Source organism: Actinobaculum sp. 313 (assembly GCF_003073475.1).
In the GTDB taxonomy this organism is placed as follows: Bacteria; Actinomycetota; Actinomycetes; order Actinomycetales; family Actinomycetaceae; genus Asp313.
In genome coordinates this window covers 203089-220333 of record NZ_CP029033.1, presented here as the reverse complement: position 1 = coordinate 220333, position 17245 = coordinate 203089, and the positions used below count along the sequence as shown (strand labels likewise).

Below are 17245 nucleotides of genomic sequence, written 5' to 3'. Positions count from 1 at the left end.
ATTCATTTCCTGTCAACTGGTGCAATATGGTCGCGACCACCCAGATACGGGCGCAGTGCCTCCGGAACGTACAAGGTCCCATCGGCCTGCTGGTGATTCTCAAACAGCGCCACCAACCAGCGCGTCGTGGCGAGGGTACCGTTCAGCGTCGCCGCGATACGATTCTCTCCGGTAGTCCGCTCCCGCACGTGAAGCCGCCGCGCCTGGTAAGTGGTGCAGTTCGACGTCGACGTGACCTCCATGTAGCGGTTTTGGGTCGGCAGCCAGGCCTCGCAGTCGAACTTCTGCGCAGCGGAGGAGCCAAGATCGCCCGCGGCGGTATTGATGACGCGGTACGGCAACTCCACCTTGTGCAGCATTTCCTCTTCCCAAGCGAGGAAGCGCTGATGTTCGTCCGCCGCATCCTCGATCCGGCAATAGGAGAACATCTCCACCTTGTTGAATTGGTGCACGCGGATGATTCCGCGTGTGTCCTTGCCGTAGGAGCCTGCCTCACGCCGGTAACACGATGACCAACCGGCATAGCGTATCGGCCCGTCCGACAGATCGACGATTTCATCCTTGTGGTATCCGGCCAGCGCGACCTCCGAGGTGCCCACCAAGTACTGGTTGTCCGCCGGTAGATAGTAAATCTCGTCCGAATGCGCGCCGAGGAACCCTGTGCCAGCCATAATGTCCGGATTGACCAGCGTGGGAGTGACCATGAGGGTGAAACCGTTGGCCTCCGCCTGATCGGCAGCCATTGTCAGCAGTGCTAACTCCAGGCGTGCACCCGCACCCTTGAGATAGTAGAAGCGCGCACCGGAAACCTTCGTGCCCCGCGCCATGTCGATGGCGTCAATACCTTCGGCCACGTCGAGATGATCAGCCGGGTCGAAACCCTCTGCAGCGAAGTCCCGCGGGGTGCCCACATGGCGCAGCACCTCATAATCGTCTTCTCCGCCGGCGGGAACACCATCCAGCACGATGTTCTGAATGGCTCGATTAGCTTCTTCATATGCCACGTTGGCTCGCGCGGCCTCCGCTTCGAGCGCCTTAACCCGTTCGGCGAGTTCCTTGGCCTGAGCCAGAATTACCGGCCGTTCCTCCGGGCTTGCCTTTCCGACCGAACGCGACAGTTCCTTCTGACGCGCTCGCTCGGACTCGAAAGTCTGCAATGCGGATCGCCGGGCGTCGTCGGCCGCCAGCAGAGCATCAACGGTCGACTCGTCATTGCCACGCCGCCGCTGCGACTCGCGCACGGCTTCAGGATTCTCGCGGACGAAACGGATATCAATCATGTACTCAAGGATACGTTGCCTCGGCGCCCCCAGCATCCCCACTTCAACTTCTGGTGACTACCCCACCTACTCATACCACGCGCCCTTCGGCTCCTGGCGGACTGCGCTGGTCGGCTGCGGGTAGCGGTCACAGTTCCAACCGAACGGATGGGTTCGATAAGGTACTTCCATGGTCACGCTTTGGATCTCGATCATCGCGCTGGCACTGGCGGTTATTCTCGCAACGCTGGTTACGATCATGCGGAAAGCAATGCGAGTAGACCGTGCACGGCTGCGCGCTTTGGAGCACACTGTCGCCGAGTTACAATCGGGCAACGGCCATGCTCCACACCGCAAAACGGGACCCGTCGTCGTCATATACAACCCGCTGCGCGCGAACGACCTGCATGACCTTCGTGAGATCATCATTCAGACTGCCGGGGACGCCGGCCTGGGTGAACCCGTCTGGATACCTACCACCGCTCAGGACGCGGGCGGCGGGCAGGCACGAAGGGCCCTCGATCTGAATCCGAGCGTCGTCATTGCAGCCGGTGGCGACGGCACTGTGCGTCAAGTAGCCGGCGCATTGGCGGGCACCGGCGTCCCCTTGGGCATCATGCCCATCGGCACCGGTAACCTATTGGCGCGCAATCTCGGAATACCGCTCGATTCCGAACGCAATATGGCATCTGTTGCGATCACCGGGCGCACTCGCCGTATCGATATCGGGTGGATGAATGCACCTGTCATGAGCCAGGAGGAACGTGCACAACTCACCGCTTCTGTACCCGATGCTGTACCTTTCGAGGGCACAGTTCCCTTCGTCGTCATTTCGGGTATCGGATTCGACGCCAAGGTCATGAGCGACACCAATGCACGGCTCAAACGCAGCCTGGGGTGGATCGCCTACATATTCTCGGGGTTGCGACATCTGAGCGGCGAGCGCCTGCACGCCACAATCATTACCGGCAGAGACGGCACGCCTGGCGCTGACACTTCAAGCTACGCCGACGATACCGGTGTACAGACCGAGGCACGGTCGATCATGTTCGCCAACTGCGGCCGCCTTCCCGGCGGTTTCGTCGTCGCACCCGAGGCACGCGTGGACGACGGTTGGCTCGATATCGCGGTGATGAATACGCGCGGCGGCCTAATCGGCTGGGGAGACCTGGTCCGGCGGGCGGGAACGCAAAGCGTTGGCGAGACGCGAGGCGCCCTACCGGAAGCAGGCAACATCAAGTTGCGCCGAACCCGGCATGTCACGGTAACGACGAGTCGCCCGGAACAGGTGGAGGCGGATGGCGATCTACTCGGATTCGCCCGCCACGTCAGCGCTTGGGTGGAAGAGGGGGCTCTCGCCGTCCGCGTGATGTAACAGCCGCTGGTTGCAATGCCACCAGTCGCATCACGGCCGGTCGCATTGCCGGAGCTTGCAGTAGCGTGCTTCGCGCTACGCGGGATCTCCTTCATGCAGAGTTCGTCGCCCGAGCAGACCAGCCACCCAACGTCGTCCCGAAATGAAATCAGTATCGGAGGTGCCGGGACGAGGCCGTATCTGTTTACCCACTGCCGAAGGATAAGAACCTAGGAAGGTTACCCTCGGGCATACGCGATGCAAACCGATCAGCACCGCCTGGATACGTTCGTCCTCCAAATGCCCCTCGGCATCAATGGAGAAGGCGTAGCTGCCAAGCGCGTCCCCAATGGGGCGTGATTCGATGCGCGAAAGATTAACTCCTCGCGTTGAGAACTGTTCCAACATGGAAAGCAGCGCGCCCGCCTCATCGCTAGGCAGCTGCACCATCAACGTCGTCTTGTCCGCACCGGTACGTTCGGGCTGTGCTCCGGGCAGACTCACCATGATGAAGCGGGTAATCGCATTCTGATTATCAGCCACATCGTTGGACAGCGAGGACAACCCGAACATGTCACATGTTGGAACCGGGCAGAGCGCGGCATCGAATCCGGGCGTCTCCTCCCCAGAGGCGAGCATCTCAGCTCCGGCGGCGGTTGATGTGGTAGGCACATGAATCGCACCGGGAATATGCTCCGCAATCCATCCGCGGCATTGCGCCCAAGCGTGCGGATGCGTGGCAATACGGTGAACGTCCTCCAGTCGCGTACCGGGACGGGCCGCCAAGGCGAATCGGATGGGCACCAGCATCTCCGCTTTAATCTCCAGCGGCGTGCCCTGTGTCAGGGTGTCAAGGGTTGCATTCACCCCGCCCTCAACGGAATTCTCAATGGGAACGACGGCGTAATCGGCCTCGCCGTCGCGAACCATGTTGAGCGCCGCCGGCACATCAACGGCGGGGATCAGCGTTGCATCCTTCTCCGCAACTTGATTGACAGCCTCATTGCAGAAGGTGCCGCGCGGGCCCAGGAAAGAAAAACGCAGAGACCCGGACTGCTCGCCCATATCAACCTCCCTCAGGCCGCCCGTATAGCGGCAATGTCATCACTGTACCCGCCATCGGCGTGCTCGTGCAGCACGGTGCCACGACAAGCCACACACGCTTAAACGTGCCGACGACGCGCATTTCACCGTCCAGCCCATAAACCCGCTTGTCCGCGTCATATGGGCCTCGCCGTGCGAGCAATCCAGATGGTCCGCGCACAACCCACTTGCCCACAACATATGGGCCCCATTCGGCTACATTGGCACGGGCGCGGAGCCCCCGATCCACGACGCACCGCCTTATTCCACAACGGGCGCGATGACACCCCACTGCAGCAAGGAAAAGGATTCGCGGTACTCTGTATCCATGGTCGTAGCACGATTCAGGCATGGCGCACTGGCTCTTCTGTGTGCCCTCCTGCTGTGGACCATCCACGCGAGCGCTGCCGCTGCCAGCGCTTCCACCGTCACACATCCCGCTGCCAGCGCTTCCACCGTCACACATCCCGCTGCCAACACTGCCGCTGCAACCACCAAGAACGACGGCCCATCTGGCACCGGACCCGTCGTCGTCGTCGGCTTCTCCGGCGTATTGTGGAACAACTTGAGCGCCGAGACCACCCCGCACTTGTGGAAGTTCATTGATCGCGCCGGCAACGCGAATATCGTGGTGCGGACGGTCGGGGAAACAACTTGCCCAGCGGCCGGGTGGCTGACGCTCAGCGCCGGTCAACGCACCACCGATGCGACGGGTGCCTGCGAGATTATTCCATCACCGGAACACACCGAGTCCGGACTTCATATTCCCGGCTGGGGCGCTTTACGCAACGCCAATGAGCAATCGTCTTACCAGGCGGAAATTGGCCTTTTGGGTGACGAAATCGCCGGAGTAGATGCGCTGGCCATCGGTCCCGGGGCCGCACTGGCCCTCGCTCAGTCAGACGGCGTGTTAAGCACCGATTACGTGGATGTCGACCCACTTCCCGGCTCCACCGAGGACGCACCACACCAGGATACAGCCCGTGATGCTGCGGCAGACGCCTACAAGGAAGCAGCGGCGGGCAAGGACCTCATCGTTGTCGATCTGGGAGCGGTCCGCTACCCCGACGCGTTGCTGGAACCCACCGGTTCGACACAGCCCGCAGAAACCTCTTCCGCGTTTGAAAAAATGCGTTCCGCCTTCGCTCCCGCCGCCGAAGTTCCCGACGACGTCGACGCGGAGATTGCCGCACTGGACGCACGTTTCGGCGCACTGCTGGAGCAAATCGAGGCTGTAAGCCCTAATGCAACCGTCATTGTCACCTCGGTTGGGGATAGCCAAGAGATCACACCACAACTGGGCTTTTTTGCGGCTGTCGGCCCGCGGATTGACACCTCGGGTACTACTCAGGCGCGGTTGATCAGTTCTGACGCGACCCGGCAACTTGGCCTCATCCAACTGACGGACCTCCTTCCCACCCTTTTGACCTGGATCGACCCGCAGTCCCCCGCCCTGGAACACACCGTGGGATCCGCGCTGATTGCGAGTTCTGACAGTATCGGCTCGGGTGCCGACGCCGCTGCGACGCTGGTAGACGACCAAGTCCGTTCGCAGACGGTCCGGCCCCTCGTCGGCCCCTTCTATCTGGTCATGTTGCTGTGTGTCGGCATCATGGTAATTCTGATCCCGCTACGTCTGCGCTACGACGACGGCGTCGAGTCACGTCGCTTCCTCATCCAGTTCGGCACATGGACCGCATCGCTGCCCGCCGCCTCACTGCTGGTGAATCTGCTGCCGTGGTGGCGTTTTGCCAACCCGGCGTTGGGGCTCTTCGGTGGCATTGTTCTGATCGCGACCATCATGGCCGGAATAGGCCTATTCAAACTGTGGAGAGATCCTGCGGCACCGCTGGTGGTGGTCTCTGGCGTCACAGCGGCGACTCTCGCTATCGACGTTGTGGCCACCGGAGGTGCGGGCTATCCCTTGCAGCTGGCATCCCTTCTGGGAACACAACCGCAGGTAGGTGGTCGCTTCTACGGCCTGAGCAATGCGACATTCGCAATGTTCGCGGTTAGTCTTCTGCTGGTGACAGCCTACGGTGCTGAACGGCATATTCGCCGCGGTAATCCCCGGCGGGCAGGACTGGTCGTGCTCAGTGTCGCCGCAGTGTCCGTGCTTCTGGATGGGTCGCCGTCGCTGGGCGCCGACTTCGGCGGACCGCCCGCCCTCATCGTCGGTTTCACCCTCTTGGCGATCCTCGTCTGGCGTATTCCTTTGACATGGCTTCGTGTGTTGGCAATCCTCGGCGCGGGCTTCGCCGTGTCACTCGGTTTTTCCTTCATCGACTATCTGCGTCCGCCCGAACAACGCTCGCATATGGGCCGGTTCATTCAGTCGCTTCTCGACGGCGGCGGATTTGAAGTCATTTCCCGCAAGCTATCGCAATCGTTCTTCAACCTGCCTTGGACCGTGGTGGCCTTTCTCATTGCCATTGTCGCGGTGGTGGTCACTATTGCTTGGCGAGTGCATGTACAACATCGAGGTCGCTCCGCGTCGCGTGCCGAGGCCGCTGATTCAAGTTCCGGGTCCTTCGTAGCGGCGGACGCGAGCGTGCACGCTGACGCAGTCGGAGATCCCACCCCCTCGTCGCGTCACTTCCAAGGCGCGCAGGGCAGTGCCACGCCTCAGCAGGCCAGTGCCACGCCTCAAACGGGCGATGCCGATGCCACCACCAGCAGATCCTTCCGCACTGGGCCCTTCATGGCGGCTTGGCGTGACCTGCCATTGCTGCGCGAATCAATAGTCGCCGTGGGGGCAACCCTCGCTGTCGGATTCTTCATCAACGACTCGGGGATCGTGGTTCCCACACTCGGGGCGATTGTGGCGATCCCCCTCTGGGCCGCCCTGGTCGCGAGGTACGCGGATGCGCGGAGCGCTACGCCGTCGGCACCTCGAAAGAATTAAACGGCTGAAACTCTTCGACTGGTATCCCGTGGCGCAGACTCCCGGCTACGCGCACTCGGCGTAGCCTCCGCTTCGCAACCGCGATACGCACATCTTTGTACTGGTACGCCCGGTGCAGTTGACCGGACAAATCATTTGCCGTAGCGCGATGCCGCAAATTGCACTCCACTTCCTGCAGGGTATAGCCGGCAACAAGCAGATCGATGGTCATACCCACCTCCACGCCCCAGCCGGCCGCCAAAGGAAGTGCCGCCTCGAAGGCTGCACGGGTCAGGCAGCGTTGACCGGAAAGTGGAGCGCGCGGAGTCCAGCCGGTTGCACGCTCGATTGATGTTCTGGCGAGCCCGACCACGAATCCATGCCCGCCGGCTCCCTCCTGCGGTGGAAGGGCTGCAATCGTGCAATCAACAACTCCGCGGGCAACCGGCTCGACCAACGGCGCAGTCTCTGTAGCCGAATCGCCCAAGTCGGCGTCGATGAAAAGTAGAAGGCGGCTGGGATGACCCTCCCTGTCACGCATGGCGACGGCGGCGGCTCCGCTTTCCATGGCTGCCGCCTTGCCACGATTCGCGGAGTGACGCACGGTGGTTGCCCCGGCCGCACGGGCAATCTCCTGCGTGTTGTCGGAAGAACCGTCGTCGACCACCACAACAAGATCGACGTGCGGGATGGTGCGTGCCGCACGGATGGTCGCTTCAATACGATCCGCCTCATCTTTGGCGGGGATGACGACGGCAACATTCTGATCAGATTCGGTCACGCTATCTACCCTATAGGCAGCAGGCGGTCGGAATCCCGCGAAACACAGTCCGGTTCATGACCATCCGCTTCGCAGCTACCAGGCGCGTGGCCCATTCCGGTGAGTGCAGGAACAACGGAGTATTGCCAGGTGCTTATCGCAATGTCACCTGCCGAGAGACGATCCCTGCTCGTGCACGCTTCTCGTCCGCCGTCAACGGTTCCGTGGAGGAGATGGCAGCGTCGAGCACAGAGGCAAACTCCGCTAGAGGTTGCACCAATTCGTCGGCCTCCGAGCCGGGCTGCAACTCCCAGACCGGGATCAACAAGCCCTGTGCCCGGAAGGCGCCAACAAAGCGTGACTCGTCGAAAGTGCATTGACCTGCCACACGCAGGCGCGCCAGTCCATCGAGTACACGGTCTCGCGGCTCCGGTCGCACCCAGCGCAGGAACTCACGAGACATGCGGCACCAGTAGGCGCCGGGGACGCCGTCTACCGCAGCGGTCGGCACCAATTGTTCACGAGAGGAGCGAAGCGCATCTCGATTATCTGGCTTCGCTGCCTCCTCTGGCGTCATCCAGAATGTTGGCTCCTCATACAGCGTGAAGGTCTCGAAGCTCTCCAGGTCCAGAACATCCTGCATCCGCGGTCCCGGCTCGGGCTGCTCGGGCATGTGGAAAGTCTCGCCAGCTTGCAGTTCCAGCCCGGCGATAATACGGGCGGCAATATCGAGGGACGCATCACCCGAATGCATGACGGTCTGCATGGCGACCAGGAGCACGCCATCCTCCCTGCGAATTGCCGCCGCCATCCCGGGGAGGATACTCGCCAGCGTCAGCTGGGCACTACCGTATTCCTCAGTGGTTCGCACGTCCACGGTGGCCAGCGGCAGAATCTCCCGCATGGCAACCAATTCCATTTCCAGCGGCAGACCCTCGAAAGGTCGCTCCACAAACGGGATAACAACGCGTTTGGGTTTAGTGGTTGCTGATGCTCGGTTCTGTCGGGTATTGCGGCGCTTCTTCTTCGACATTGCTTTCCTTCGTCGTTTGTTCGAGATTCGGTCCGTGGTTCGCGTCCCAAGCGGCGTGCCCCGGTCGGCGCACCCCAAACGGCAGTTCGCGACTCGGTACTCAAGCCACGTGCCGGTCATTAACTCACCCCTGAGTCGTTCACTAACGATTCGGGGCCAGGCAACGAGTTGATTGTAGGTTCACGACGCGGTGGCGAGTGCACAACCCAGTTGCTTTCAATTCACCATTCGCCCGTCAGTTTACGACGCCGTACAAACGGTCGCCCGCATCACCCAAACCGGGAACGATATAGCTGTTTTCATTCAGGCCCTCGTCAACTGCGGCGACGACGATTGAGACGTCGGCGCGGTCACCAACGGCCGCTTCGACGGCCGCGATACCTTCAGGAGCGGCTAGGATACACACGCAGGTCACTTCACGTGCCCCGCGTTCCAGCAGGTAGTTGATCGAGGCGACGAGCGTACCCCCGGTGGCAAGCATCGGATCGAGGATGTAGCACTGGCGGCCGGAGAGGTCATCGGGTAGACGGTTCGCGTATGTAATGGCCTCCAGCGTCATTTCATCGCGCTTCATTCCCAGGAATCCGATCTCGGCCGTCGGCAGAAGCTTTGCCATGCCTTCCAGCATTCCCAGACCTGCGCGCAGAATCGGAACGACCATCGGGCGTGGTTTTGCCAGTTTCACGCCGGTCGTGGGAGCCACCGGAGTCGTAATGTCAACGGCGTCCACACTCACGTCCCGAGTTGCTTCGTAGGCAAGCAGTGTGACCAGTTCATCAACGAGCTGACGGAACACCGGCGACGGGGTGTTCTGGTCACGCAGAAGAGTCAGTTTGTGTGCCACCAATGGGTGCTCAATGATCTGGGTACGCATAGCTCAAACTTACCAGCGAGGAGGGGACTGCGCTGCCACGTCGAATGATCCACTAGTACGACGTCGAAGAAATCCGGCACGGCCATCGCCGCCGGACCGCCACTTATCAAGTCGACCGAGCCGTACGACGACGTCGAACACACGCACTGCCGTACGAACGGACCGCGTTGCCTCGTCGAGGTTCTCGGCCCGTTGGAAACCGGTAGGCTGGCCGTGATGTATGAGCTGGAAGAAGCATGGATCGGCGAGGCACTGTCAATCGCCCAACGCACACAACAGAGCGGCGATATTCCGGTTGGCGCTCTCGTGGTCCGCAATGGCGAGGTTATTGGGCGCGGGTGGAACACTCGGGAGGCCCACGCCGATCCCGTGGGCCACGCGGAAATCAACGCCCTTCGGCAGGCGGCCAACACCATCGGCCAGTGGCGCTTGGATGACTGTGAACTATACGTAACGTTGGAGCCGTGCACGATGTGCGCGGGTGCGATTGTTTTGGCGCGAGTCCGACGAGTCGTTTTCGGCGCCTGGGATCAGAAGGCGGGCGCTGCGGGATCTGTGCGCGATGTGCTGCGCGACCCTCGCCTCAACCACCAGGTTGAGGTGGTCGGAGGGATCCGCGAAGAAGCGTGTGCTGCGCTGCTGCGTGCTTTTTTCGGAAGATCGGACACCTAACAGGCACGCCTTCCGGCCCACAGCGCCACATCCTACGCCGTCTGGCAATCAGCATCTGGCCAGACGGCCCCGACCCTTCTGGCCGTTCAGCGCGCGGCCCACTAACTCCGCCACACCACGGCACGCACGCCACACCCATCCGCCGGTCACGAAACCACAGCCATGCTCAAACAGCGGGCCGGACTACCTTCAACTGAGGGAATCCACAACCATATCGGCTCCAGCCGTACGAAATTCGCAGCCATACTGATGCAACCGTATGAAGTCGCAGCGAGACGAAAATGTGTGCTATTGCAACGGCTTGCGACTCGCACGCTCCCTGCCTGTTCTGTACAATACATGACGGTAGCGTGTCCGAGCGGCCGAAGGTGCAGCACTCGAAATGCTGTGTGGTTAATAGCCACCGCGGGTTCAAATCCCGCCGCTACCGCCACATGCCGGGATTCCGTTGGAATTCCGGCATTCGTTTATCTCGGACCATCAAGGATTGCGAGTCTCTCCCGCGTCGTGGTGTGCGACGCCGCCAGACCAGTGCGGTTTGAGACGGCGAACTGTCATGCAAACGGGAATGACGGTCAGGTAAGTGCCCCTTCACCAACGTACCGCCGTCACGCCAGCCCGTCTAACTGGTCCCCACGTCTGACAACAAATGCCGTTCGCGCCTAGCTGGCCGTCAATGCCTGCTTGATGCCGTTCGCGCCTGATGCCTCCCGCACCTGATTGACGCCAGCCCGTCAAACTGGGCCGTCCACGTCCAACTGACGCCGCCCTGTCTAGCTGATAGGCAAAGTGATCACGGTGCTTGTCCCCACCCCGAGTCTGGAACTCAATGCGGCGCTGCCGCCGTGCCGCGACACGATCGTCTGTACCAACGCCAAGCCCAATCCGTAGCCGGGGCGACTGCGCGCATTCGCCGCTCTAGAAAGCTCCGCCCACACCGTAGGCACTTCCTCCGCCGGGATACCGATTCCGGTATCTGCCACCTCCAGTGTCACAGTTCCCTGCCGCTGGCTGCCGCGTATCTCAATCACGGCGCCTTCGTCGGTGTATTTTGCGGCGTTGGATACAAGGTTGTAGATCGCCGAGTACAACAGGTCGCCGTCGCCGCGCACCGTCGGCAACGGCCAGGGTGCCTCCGGGAAAGTCACATCGAAAGCACGCGTCTCCCCGCGAGCCGCCAATTCCTGCTCGACTGCTGCAACGGCGTCGCGAGTCGTTTCCTCAATATCAACATCCTCAATGCTCAGCGGAGCGGTTTCCAGGTCCGAGAGCTTGCGCAGATCCGTCAGCAACCGACTCATTCGCTGCGACTGGGTGTCGATAATGGCCCGGCTCTGTGCGGAGTCCTCCCCGCTTGCCGCGGCACGCATGGCGGTGAGCGGGTTCTTCAGTTCGTGGTCGAGGCGCTGCAGGAACTGCCGGTGGGCGACGCGGCGGGCTTCTTCTCCTGCCACACATCCCTGTTGAAAATGTTCCCGGAATCGCCACCGGATCGCGACGACTGCGACTATCAACAGGCTGGTCATTATCCCGAGTTCCGCGAGCAGACCGGGAAAAGTGATCGAGATATTGAGGCGTCGTCGCTCACCCGACAGGTACCACATAACAGCGCCTACCGCCGTCACCAACGCGGGAAGGAGGCACAGCAAGATCATTCGTACACGTGGAACGCGGCGCGACGGCGCCATGGGATGCGTCGATTGTTGGCTCATACCAGGTTCCTTCCGCTTCGCTGTGCGTTCCTCTGTAGGCTCCGCCGTGTCGTGTCGGAGCCGGGCGCCACCAAAGCGAGGGTGCGATCACGCCCGCCCCTGTGCCGCAGTGAAGCACTGAATCCGGAATGCAAGGCGCCTCTCACGAGTGCACCTTCCCAATGAAGCGATAGCCGACGGAGGGAACAGTCTCGATGTACTGCGGATGTGTTGGGTCATCCCCAAGAACTCGACGTATTTCCCTGATGCGATGGTCGACTGCCCGCGTCGAACTCACGAAGTCGATACCCCACAGTGCTGCCAAGAGACGCTCACGGGTATGCAATTCATTCGGGTGAGTCATGAGGTAGTCCAGCACTAGAGATGCCTTCGGGGTGAGTACCAACTCGCGTTCGCCAAGGTAAGCCCGGCGGGCCGTGCGGTCCACCACAAGTTCGCCGCATACCAACCGCTCCGCTGCCGAAAGCGGCTTGGGCGCGTTGTTTCCAACGCCCGCACTTCTCGCACTGCGGCGCAATACCGCCCGGATGCGAGAAACGAGTTCCTGCGGGTCGAACGGTTTGGAGAGGTAATCATCGGCCCCCTCATCCAGGGCGGCAGATCGCTCGTAGGAGACATCGATTTGGGTAAGAAGAATAACCGGTGTCCACCCACCCTGGCTGCGGATACGGCGAACCATTTCTCGACCGTCCATAACCGGCATAAGGACATCGCTGACCACAATATCCGGTCCCAGCTCCTCGTGGCATGCCAGGCCTTCTTCACCGTTGGCAGCTATGTGAACAGTGAAGCCAGAGCGCTCGAGGTACGGAGCGAGCGCGTCGGTGATAGCAGCCTCGTCGTCGACAAGAAGAACGACCGGCTTGTCCGCCCGTCGCGGTGCACCTGTATTCACGGACATTGCGCCCCTCGCTTGGAAATGTCGATATCGTGCTCATCATATAGGTGTGGCTGGGAGGAGTGCATTCCTCTCAGCCACACCTAGTAGTTGCTGCTGCGGTCGCGCACAGCTGACGCGTTGGGCCCGCACTACCTTTGCGCCCACACATTACTTCTGTGCGCCTGCACCAGTTGGGCGGGCCGGCGTTAGTTGTGTGGTCGACCGCAGAGCCGACTCGCTGCCCCGCGAGCGCTTTCATGAACCTCACGAGGCAGAAGCGTCGTCACTCAGCCCGCCGGATAGTGTTATTCGTGCCAAGCTCAGAACCGACAGTCGGCTCGGAAACATCTGACCACACAATGGTGTTGTCTGAGCCTGTGAACTGCACGGTGCCGATTTCCTCGCCAAACACTTTCACATTGCTACCTGTGATACTGAGGACCGATATGTCTTCGGCCAACACTGTCACATTCGCACCGAGAATATTGAGTGATTCACAATCACCCTTGATGGTGATGACGGTGTCAGACTCGGTGATATTGACCGATGGACCACCATTAATTGTCTTCTCGGAAGAAGCGGCCGCCTCCAACCACTCCGGGTCGGTGATGTCACGTGTATCCGCCGCATCGGGAACATCGGTGGTGTCATTGTCCGCGTCGTCGGCGTCGTCATAGCCGTTATCCACGTTGGTAACATCGCCATCGATTTCCGTCGTCTGCACGTTGTCACCCTTGATGGTTGTGCCCGTGTCAGAGGAAACCGTTGTCTGGGTATCCTTGGCATCGTCACTCACGTTGGTGGAGCACCCCGTGGCAATCAGGGCGAATCCGCCGAGGAGCACGAAGCCCTGCAGTAAACGCTTGCGTGGAAGCTGTCGAGTCATGATCTTTATCCTTCTTGTATTCGGGCGGTGATGCCCTACGGGTTCTGCTGAGCAAGCGGCCGAGTATTCAGCCACCCAGCCCAGGGCCCCTGAGTTGGGTGAGAGAAGATCAAACCTGCTTGTTCGTTCGAACGAGCAGGTCGCGAGTTCCCTCGTTGCACAATCGAGCTTACACACCGGATTTAGCAGTCTTGTCGCATGGCTGTCGCAACTTGGCGACATTCGCCGCATAGGCTCTGACCAGCAATGTATAGCCTCTGACCAGCACAAATGCTCCCACGTCGCGCAGAATACACCCCCTAGGTGGACTGGCGGGGGCGCATCACGCTATTCTTGGACTACTTGGAGACGTCGCATAGTCCGGTCGAGTGCGCCTTCCTGCTAAGAAGGTAGGGGCTGAAAGGTCCCTCGCGGGTTCAAATCCCGCCGTCTCCGCCAGAGGCACGGTACCCCGTCGAGCAATCGGCGGGGTATCAACGTTTTACAGCCCGTGACCAACGACCCCAACAATCCGGGCCTTAAGCCCCTATAACCCAGAAAGGCCATCCGCATGAGAATCGGCGTTATTCAGGCCGCGTCGCAGCGTTCCAAGAATGAGACTCTGTATCGCTGCACCGTCAACGCGATCAAGCGTAACAATCGCAACGATGCCGTCATCAACTTCGGGCTGCACCACGAGGACGCCCACCCCTATTCGTATATCGATGCCGCCACGGCTGTCAGTTTGCTGCTCTCCAGTCGTGCGGTGGACTTTGTCGTGACGGGTTGCTCCTCCGGTCAAGGAATGATGCTCGCGTGCAACAGTCTTCCCTCCGTCATCTGCGGATTCGTGCAGACGCCACAGGACGCCTTCCTTTTCGGACGAATCAATGACGGCAACGCCATCTCGCTACCGCTTGGCCTGAACTTCGGCTGGCTTGGCGAGATCAACCTGCAATGCACGCTCGACAAGCTCTTCGACGGCGACTTCGGTGGCGGATATCCACCCACGGATGCGGAAAGGAAGGCTGCCGATACTCGCATGTGCAAACGACTCAACACCATCACCAAGCGGAGCATGGTTGAGACCTTCACCCAGTACGACGCTGAACTGATGCGTCGCGCGCTCAGTTGGCCCGCCGTGCGCGAAGATATTCTCGCCAACGGCCGCGACGACGCCGTCGTCGAACTGGTGCGTGAATTCGAGCCGGTCTAAGGCTCCTCATCGCAGCCGATCTGCCATTGCAGCCGCCTTTATACAGTTGAAGAGTGTCTTAGTCGGCGGTACCGCATTTTGAACCCACAAATGAAACAATTTGTGTCGGAGCAAGCGTTTACCATTGACACAAGAGCCGTAACGGAAGGCAGGTGTAGACGATGTTGATCAAAGACCGTGCTCGCGACGAAGCCGAACAGGCCCGCGCTAAGTATTGGGACGGCGTTTTTCCGGTGGATCCTGTCAAAATTGCCGTGGCTCTCGGAATGAATGTTTATACTGCGGTTCTGCCCGAAGGCGAATCAGGCCGGATCGTGAAAGAGCAGGGTAAACCTGCTGAGATCTACCTAGCCGTTGACGAACCCGATCGGCGGCAAAACTATACATGTGCTCATGAACTTGGACACTGGTTCGAACGCCGTATCCAGGAGGACGATGAGTACTCCTTCGTGGACCACCGAGACGATTCTCAACCGAAAGACGCGCATGAGTGGTTTGCCGAATGGTTCGCAGCCTACCTCCTAATGCCAACCAAGGAGTTCATTGATGCCGTTGATGATGGACTTACAGTCGACCGCCTAACACGTAGATTTGGCGTCACGCCTACAGCAGCCAGGAACAGAGCGCGAAATCTAGGGGTTTCGATTGACCGGGGATGATCAGGGGCACGCGGACCCCACTTCTTGGGACGAGTTGTGCGGCATCAACGATGTCCCCTTGGACCGCAACCTCAGTAAACCCGACAATCCCAGAATTAAGAACCCGCCTGTCGATCCAAGTTCATGGGAGACAGAACAGGCCAGCGACGATGTCTGCCTGAGGCCCGGCAAAGAGGCGACTGAAACTCAGGGTCCTGTTTCCCCAGACGATTCTGCCGGCTCGCGGCTTGCTAATGCAGACGCAGACATCCGCGAACAAGAGGCTGCAATCCGAAAACAAGAGGCAGAACAAACAACTCAGAACACCGCGTGGCGAAAATGGCTCTTCTGGGTCACCCTACTTATCGTCTTTGCGCTCTCCTTCACCAACATTGTTCTAATCATCATCTACACGTGCCGTGCTTCTGCCATATCGGCAACGGCTCTGAGTACCTGGATTGTTGGTAGTGCTGCGCAGGTGATTGGCCTACTGGCCATCATCACGCGGCATCTGTTTCCACAGGCCAATGGGCAAGGGAAAAGCCACACCTAGTCCGTTTGCCCTGCATCGCCCCGAATTAGGGGACTAGCGCCAGCCTTCCAGGTAACGAACTCGCTTCCCTGCACGCCGCGCATATTCGATCTCCGAGGCCGTGCTGGCACCGATGTAGCCGCCCACGTTGATCACGTAGATTTCGTCGGCCATGTCGATTTTCCGCTTATGCATGTCGTCGAGCATCTCCTTCGTCTTCGTGCGGGTGTCCTCGGGCATCCCCTCACAGACCTCGTCGTCGCCGGAATGGCCGAACAAACCTACGCTGATGACGATATTGCCCGCCAGAGTCAGTCGCTTCTGCGCCTCCAGAAACGCCTCTCTAAAGCGCGTGCTGCCGCAGAGTGTGACAACAGTGTACTTTCCGATCATTTCTCCCTCATTTCCATGCGGTTCCGATTCCCCGAGCAGGATTGCACCGTGGTAGACGTGACGGCATCCGGCCCGGCTCCACTACACCTCACCTCATCTCTCCGGATCCTCCAGCAATTCGACACCAACGACGCCGTCGAGCATCGAGAGGGCCGTGACAAGCTCCGGCACATTTTTTCCACCTGTCACATGCAGATCGACGACGACGTCCTTCCGCCCACCGCGATCAACCTGTCGGCTCGCCGTCACCATTGTCTCGAATCCCCTGCCGGTCGCCTCCAAGAGCAGAGAGCGCAACACCCCGCAGCCATCGAGATAGGTGATCCGCAGGGTTCCATCTGAGCCCCGATGCAACAGATGGCGTACCAACGGAGCAACAGCCAAGATCACAATGAAATAAAGAACTACGACCAGCCCGGCAATGGTGATCATGCCGACACCGCACGCCATACCAATCGCGGCAGCCACCCAGATCGCACTGGCGGTGGTGAGGCCTCGCACGCTGTCGTGCTCGAAGAAGATGACGCCCGCGCCGATGAAACCAATGCCGGAAACAATCTGCGAGGCGATCCGCGAGGCGTCCCAACGCAGGTTGCCCGTGAGCATCTCCGGAACCCCGTACAGCGACACTAAGGTGAACAGGTAGCTTCCCAAGCCGACGAGGATATGCGTGCGAATCCCGGCGTCTTTGCGGCGAACCTCCCGCTCCACGCCGATCAGTCCACAGAAGAGCATGACGAAAAGCGCTGAGACCAATTCCTCTGCGGCCGGTAGATCAAATAGATTCATCTGGCACCTCCTTGACTGGACGTCCTACCACTCGCAGGGCTTCGGGACGATCACTCCTCCACCGCCGCGATGCGTTTCTTGACCAAGCACAACTTCCAGTAGCCGTCGCACCTCGCATGCGACTGCCAACCGCATAGCAGCATTATCCCCACTGCGGGGGACTTGAAGAGAGTTCGCCTACGCTTCCGGCAAAGGCAATCCTCCGCCCCGCCCGGGCAAGACGCCACCCGAGGCAACCCCTAAGACGCCACCGGAGCAACAAGAAGTGGAGGGTTCATCAAGAAACTTCGGGAATATCACG

General features: G+C 60.3%; 16 protein-coding genes and 2 tRNA genes. 8 read left to right on the top strand and 10 right to left on the bottom strand.

Going from position 1 to position 17245, the window contains the following annotated elements; genetic code table 11:
- Nucleotides 1-2: 2 nt before the first annotated feature.
- Nucleotides 3-1280 carry a serine--tRNA ligase gene (gene serS / locus DDD63_RS00930; RefSeq protein WP_108716583.1) on the bottom strand — a complete coding sequence of 426 codons (1278 nt, stop codon included), beginning with the start codon at nt 1278-1280 and terminating at the stop codon, nt 3-5.
- 169 nt (nt 1281-1449) lie between these two features.
- On the opposite strand from serS, the gene DDD63_RS00925 reads away from it, so the two are divergent.
- Nucleotides 1450-2634 (top strand): diacylglycerol kinase family protein, encoded by a 1185-nt coding sequence (locus DDD63_RS00925; RefSeq protein ID WP_108714798.1) that lies wholly within the window; start codon nt 1450-1452, stop codon nt 2632-2634.
- 75 nt (nt 2635-2709) lie between these two features.
- Here DDD63_RS00925 and pheA read toward each other — a convergent pair whose 3' ends face one another.
- On the bottom strand, nt 2710-3678 hold the full coding sequence (gene pheA, locus DDD63_RS00920; RefSeq protein ID WP_108714797.1) for a prephenate dehydratase: 969 nt from the start codon (nt 3676-3678) through the stop codon (nt 2710-2712).
- A 346-nt stretch (nt 3679-4024) separates the two neighbouring features.
- On the opposite strand from pheA, the gene DDD63_RS00910 reads away from it, so the two are divergent.
- The gene (locus tag DDD63_RS00910; protein WP_108714795.1) at nt 4025-6601 is read left to right on the top strand and encodes a hypothetical protein; all 2577 of its coding nucleotides are present in this window, start codon (nt 4025-4027) and stop codon (nt 6599-6601) included.
- On the opposite strand, the gene DDD63_RS00905 is transcribed toward DDD63_RS00910, so the two are convergent.
- The 3 genes from DDD63_RS00905 to upp form a co-directional block, all read right to left on the bottom strand.
- Nucleotides 6573-7361: a glycosyltransferase gene (locus DDD63_RS00905; RefSeq protein WP_108714794.1), complete on the bottom strand. Its 789-nt coding sequence runs from the start codon at nt 7359-7361 to the stop codon at nt 6573-6575. The two genes, DDD63_RS00910 and DDD63_RS00905, sit on opposite strands and share 29 nt — an antisense overlap.
- A 133-nt stretch (nt 7362-7494) precedes the next feature.
- Entirely contained in the window at nt 7495-8373 is an 879-nt protein-coding gene (locus tag DDD63_RS00900; RefSeq protein WP_108714793.1) for a DUF5926 family protein, read from the bottom strand.
- Nucleotides 8374-8608: 235 nt separating this feature from the next.
- Nucleotides 8609-9247, bottom strand: a complete 639-nt coding sequence (gene upp / locus DDD63_RS00895) for a uracil phosphoribosyltransferase (protein ID WP_108714792.1) — start codon at nt 9245-9247, stop codon at nt 8609-8611.
- A 216-nt stretch (nt 9248-9463) separates the two neighbouring features.
- Here upp and tadA point away from each other — a divergent pair, with 216 nt between their 5' ends.
- Both tadA and DDD63_RS00885 read left to right on the top strand, forming a co-directional pair.
- Nucleotides 9464-9919 carry a tRNA adenosine(34) deaminase TadA gene (tadA, locus tag DDD63_RS00890; RefSeq protein WP_108714791.1) on the top strand — a complete coding sequence of 152 codons (456 nt, stop codon included), beginning with the start codon at nt 9464-9466 and terminating at the stop codon, nt 9917-9919.
- Between the two features lie 344 nt (nt 9920-10263).
- A tRNA-Ser gene (locus DDD63_RS00885) sits at nt 10264-10352 on the top strand.
- A 340-nt stretch (nt 10353-10692) separates the two neighbouring features.
- Here DDD63_RS00885 and DDD63_RS00880 read toward each other — a convergent pair.
- From DDD63_RS00880 to DDD63_RS00870, 3 genes are all read right to left on the bottom strand, one after another.
- The gene (locus tag DDD63_RS00880; RefSeq protein ID WP_240611309.1) at nt 10693-11631 is read right to left on the bottom strand and encodes a HAMP domain-containing sensor histidine kinase; all 939 of its coding nucleotides are present in this window, start codon (nt 11629-11631) and stop codon (nt 10693-10695) included.
- A gap of 142 nt (nt 11632-11773) precedes the next feature.
- Complete coding sequence (locus DDD63_RS00875) at nt 11774-12532, bottom strand: response regulator transcription factor (RefSeq protein ID WP_108714790.1); 759 nt, start codon at nt 12530-12532, stop codon at nt 11774-11776.
- Nucleotides 12533-12794: 262 nt separating this feature from the next.
- Nucleotides 12795-13397, bottom strand: a complete 603-nt coding sequence (locus tag DDD63_RS00870) for a DUF3060 domain-containing protein (RefSeq protein WP_164505394.1) — start codon at nt 13395-13397, stop codon at nt 12795-12797.
- A 344-nt stretch (nt 13398-13741) separates the two neighbouring features.
- On the opposite strand from DDD63_RS00870, the gene DDD63_RS00865 reads away from it, so the two are divergent.
- From DDD63_RS00865 to DDD63_RS00850, 4 genes are all read left to right on the top strand, one after another.
- Nucleotides 13742-13835 (top strand) — tRNA-Ser (locus tag DDD63_RS00865).
- A gap of 112 nt (nt 13836-13947) precedes the next feature.
- The gene (locus DDD63_RS00860) at nt 13948-14592 is read left to right on the top strand and encodes an RpiB/LacA/LacB family sugar-phosphate isomerase (protein WP_108714788.1); all 645 of its coding nucleotides are present in this window, start codon (nt 13948-13950) and stop codon (nt 14590-14592) included.
- 161 nt (nt 14593-14753) lie between these two features.
- Complete coding sequence (locus tag DDD63_RS00855; RefSeq protein ID WP_108714787.1) at nt 14754-15251, top strand: ImmA/IrrE family metallo-endopeptidase; 498 nt, start codon at nt 14754-14756, stop codon at nt 15249-15251.
- Nucleotides 15252-15309: 58 nt separating this feature from the next.
- Nucleotides 15310-15783 carry a hypothetical protein gene (locus tag DDD63_RS00850; protein ID WP_125482385.1) on the top strand — a complete coding sequence of 158 codons (474 nt, stop codon included), beginning with the start codon at nt 15310-15312 and terminating at the stop codon, nt 15781-15783.
- A gap of 33 nt (nt 15784-15816) precedes the next feature.
- Here DDD63_RS00850 and DDD63_RS00845 read toward each other — a convergent pair whose 3' ends face one another.
- Both DDD63_RS00845 and DDD63_RS00840 read right to left on the bottom strand, forming a co-directional pair.
- Nucleotides 15817-16155 carry a hypothetical protein gene (locus DDD63_RS00845; RefSeq protein WP_108714785.1) on the bottom strand — a complete coding sequence of 113 codons (339 nt, stop codon included), beginning with the start codon at nt 16153-16155 and terminating at the stop codon, nt 15817-15819.
- Nucleotides 16156-16248: 93 nt separating this feature from the next.
- Entirely contained in the window at nt 16249-16944 is a 696-nt protein-coding gene (locus DDD63_RS00840; protein ID WP_108714784.1) for an MgtC/SapB family protein, read from the bottom strand.
- Nucleotides 16945-17245: the final 301 nt, after the last annotated feature.

Excerpts from the sequence above, each read along its gene's own strand:
- serS (WP_108716583.1), bottom strand. The coding sequence starts at position 1,280 with ATGATTGATATCCGTTTCGTCCGCGAGAATCCTGAAGCCGTGCGCGAG.
- DDD63_RS00925 (WP_108714798.1), top strand. The coding sequence starts at position 1,450 with ATGGTCACGCTTTGGATCTCGATCATCGCGCTGGCACTGGCGGTTATT.
- pheA (WP_108714797.1), bottom strand. The coding sequence starts at position 3,678 with ATGGGCGAGCAGTCCGGGTCTCTGCGTTTTTCTTTCCTGGGCCCGCGC.
- DDD63_RS00910 (WP_108714795.1), top strand. The coding sequence starts at position 4,025 with ATGGTCGTAGCACGATTCAGGCATGGCGCACTGGCTCTTCTGTGTGCC.
- DDD63_RS00900 (WP_108714793.1), bottom strand. The coding sequence starts at position 8,373 with ATGTCGAAGAAGAAGCGCCGCAATACCCGACAGAACCGAGCATCAGCA.
- upp (WP_108714792.1), bottom strand. The coding sequence starts at position 9,247 with ATGCGTACCCAGATCATTGAGCACCCATTGGTGGCACACAAACTGACT.
- tadA (WP_108714791.1), top strand. The coding sequence starts at position 9,464 with ATGTATGAGCTGGAAGAAGCATGGATCGGCGAGGCACTGTCAATCGCC.
- DDD63_RS00880 (WP_240611309.1), bottom strand. The coding sequence starts at position 11,631 with ATGAGCCAACAATCGACGCATCCCATGGCGCCGTCGCGCCGCGTTCCA.
- DDD63_RS00875 (WP_108714790.1), bottom strand. The coding sequence starts at position 12,532 with ATGTCCGTGAATACAGGTGCACCGCGACGGGCGGACAAGCCGGTCGTT.
- DDD63_RS00870 (WP_164505394.1), bottom strand. The coding sequence starts at position 13,397 with ATGACTCGACAGCTTCCACGCAAGCGTTTACTGCAGGGCTTCGTGCTC.
- DDD63_RS00860 (WP_108714788.1), top strand. The coding sequence starts at position 13,948 with ATGAGAATCGGCGTTATTCAGGCCGCGTCGCAGCGTTCCAAGAATGAG.
- DDD63_RS00855 (WP_108714787.1), top strand. The coding sequence starts at position 14,754 with ATGTTGATCAAAGACCGTGCTCGCGACGAAGCCGAACAGGCCCGCGCT.
- DDD63_RS00845 (WP_108714785.1), bottom strand. The coding sequence starts at position 16,155 with ATGATCGGAAAGTACACTGTTGTCACACTCTGCGGCAGCACGCGCTTT.
- DDD63_RS00840 (WP_108714784.1), bottom strand. The coding sequence starts at position 16,944 with ATGAATCTATTTGATCTACCGGCCGCAGAGGAATTGGTCTCAGCGCTT.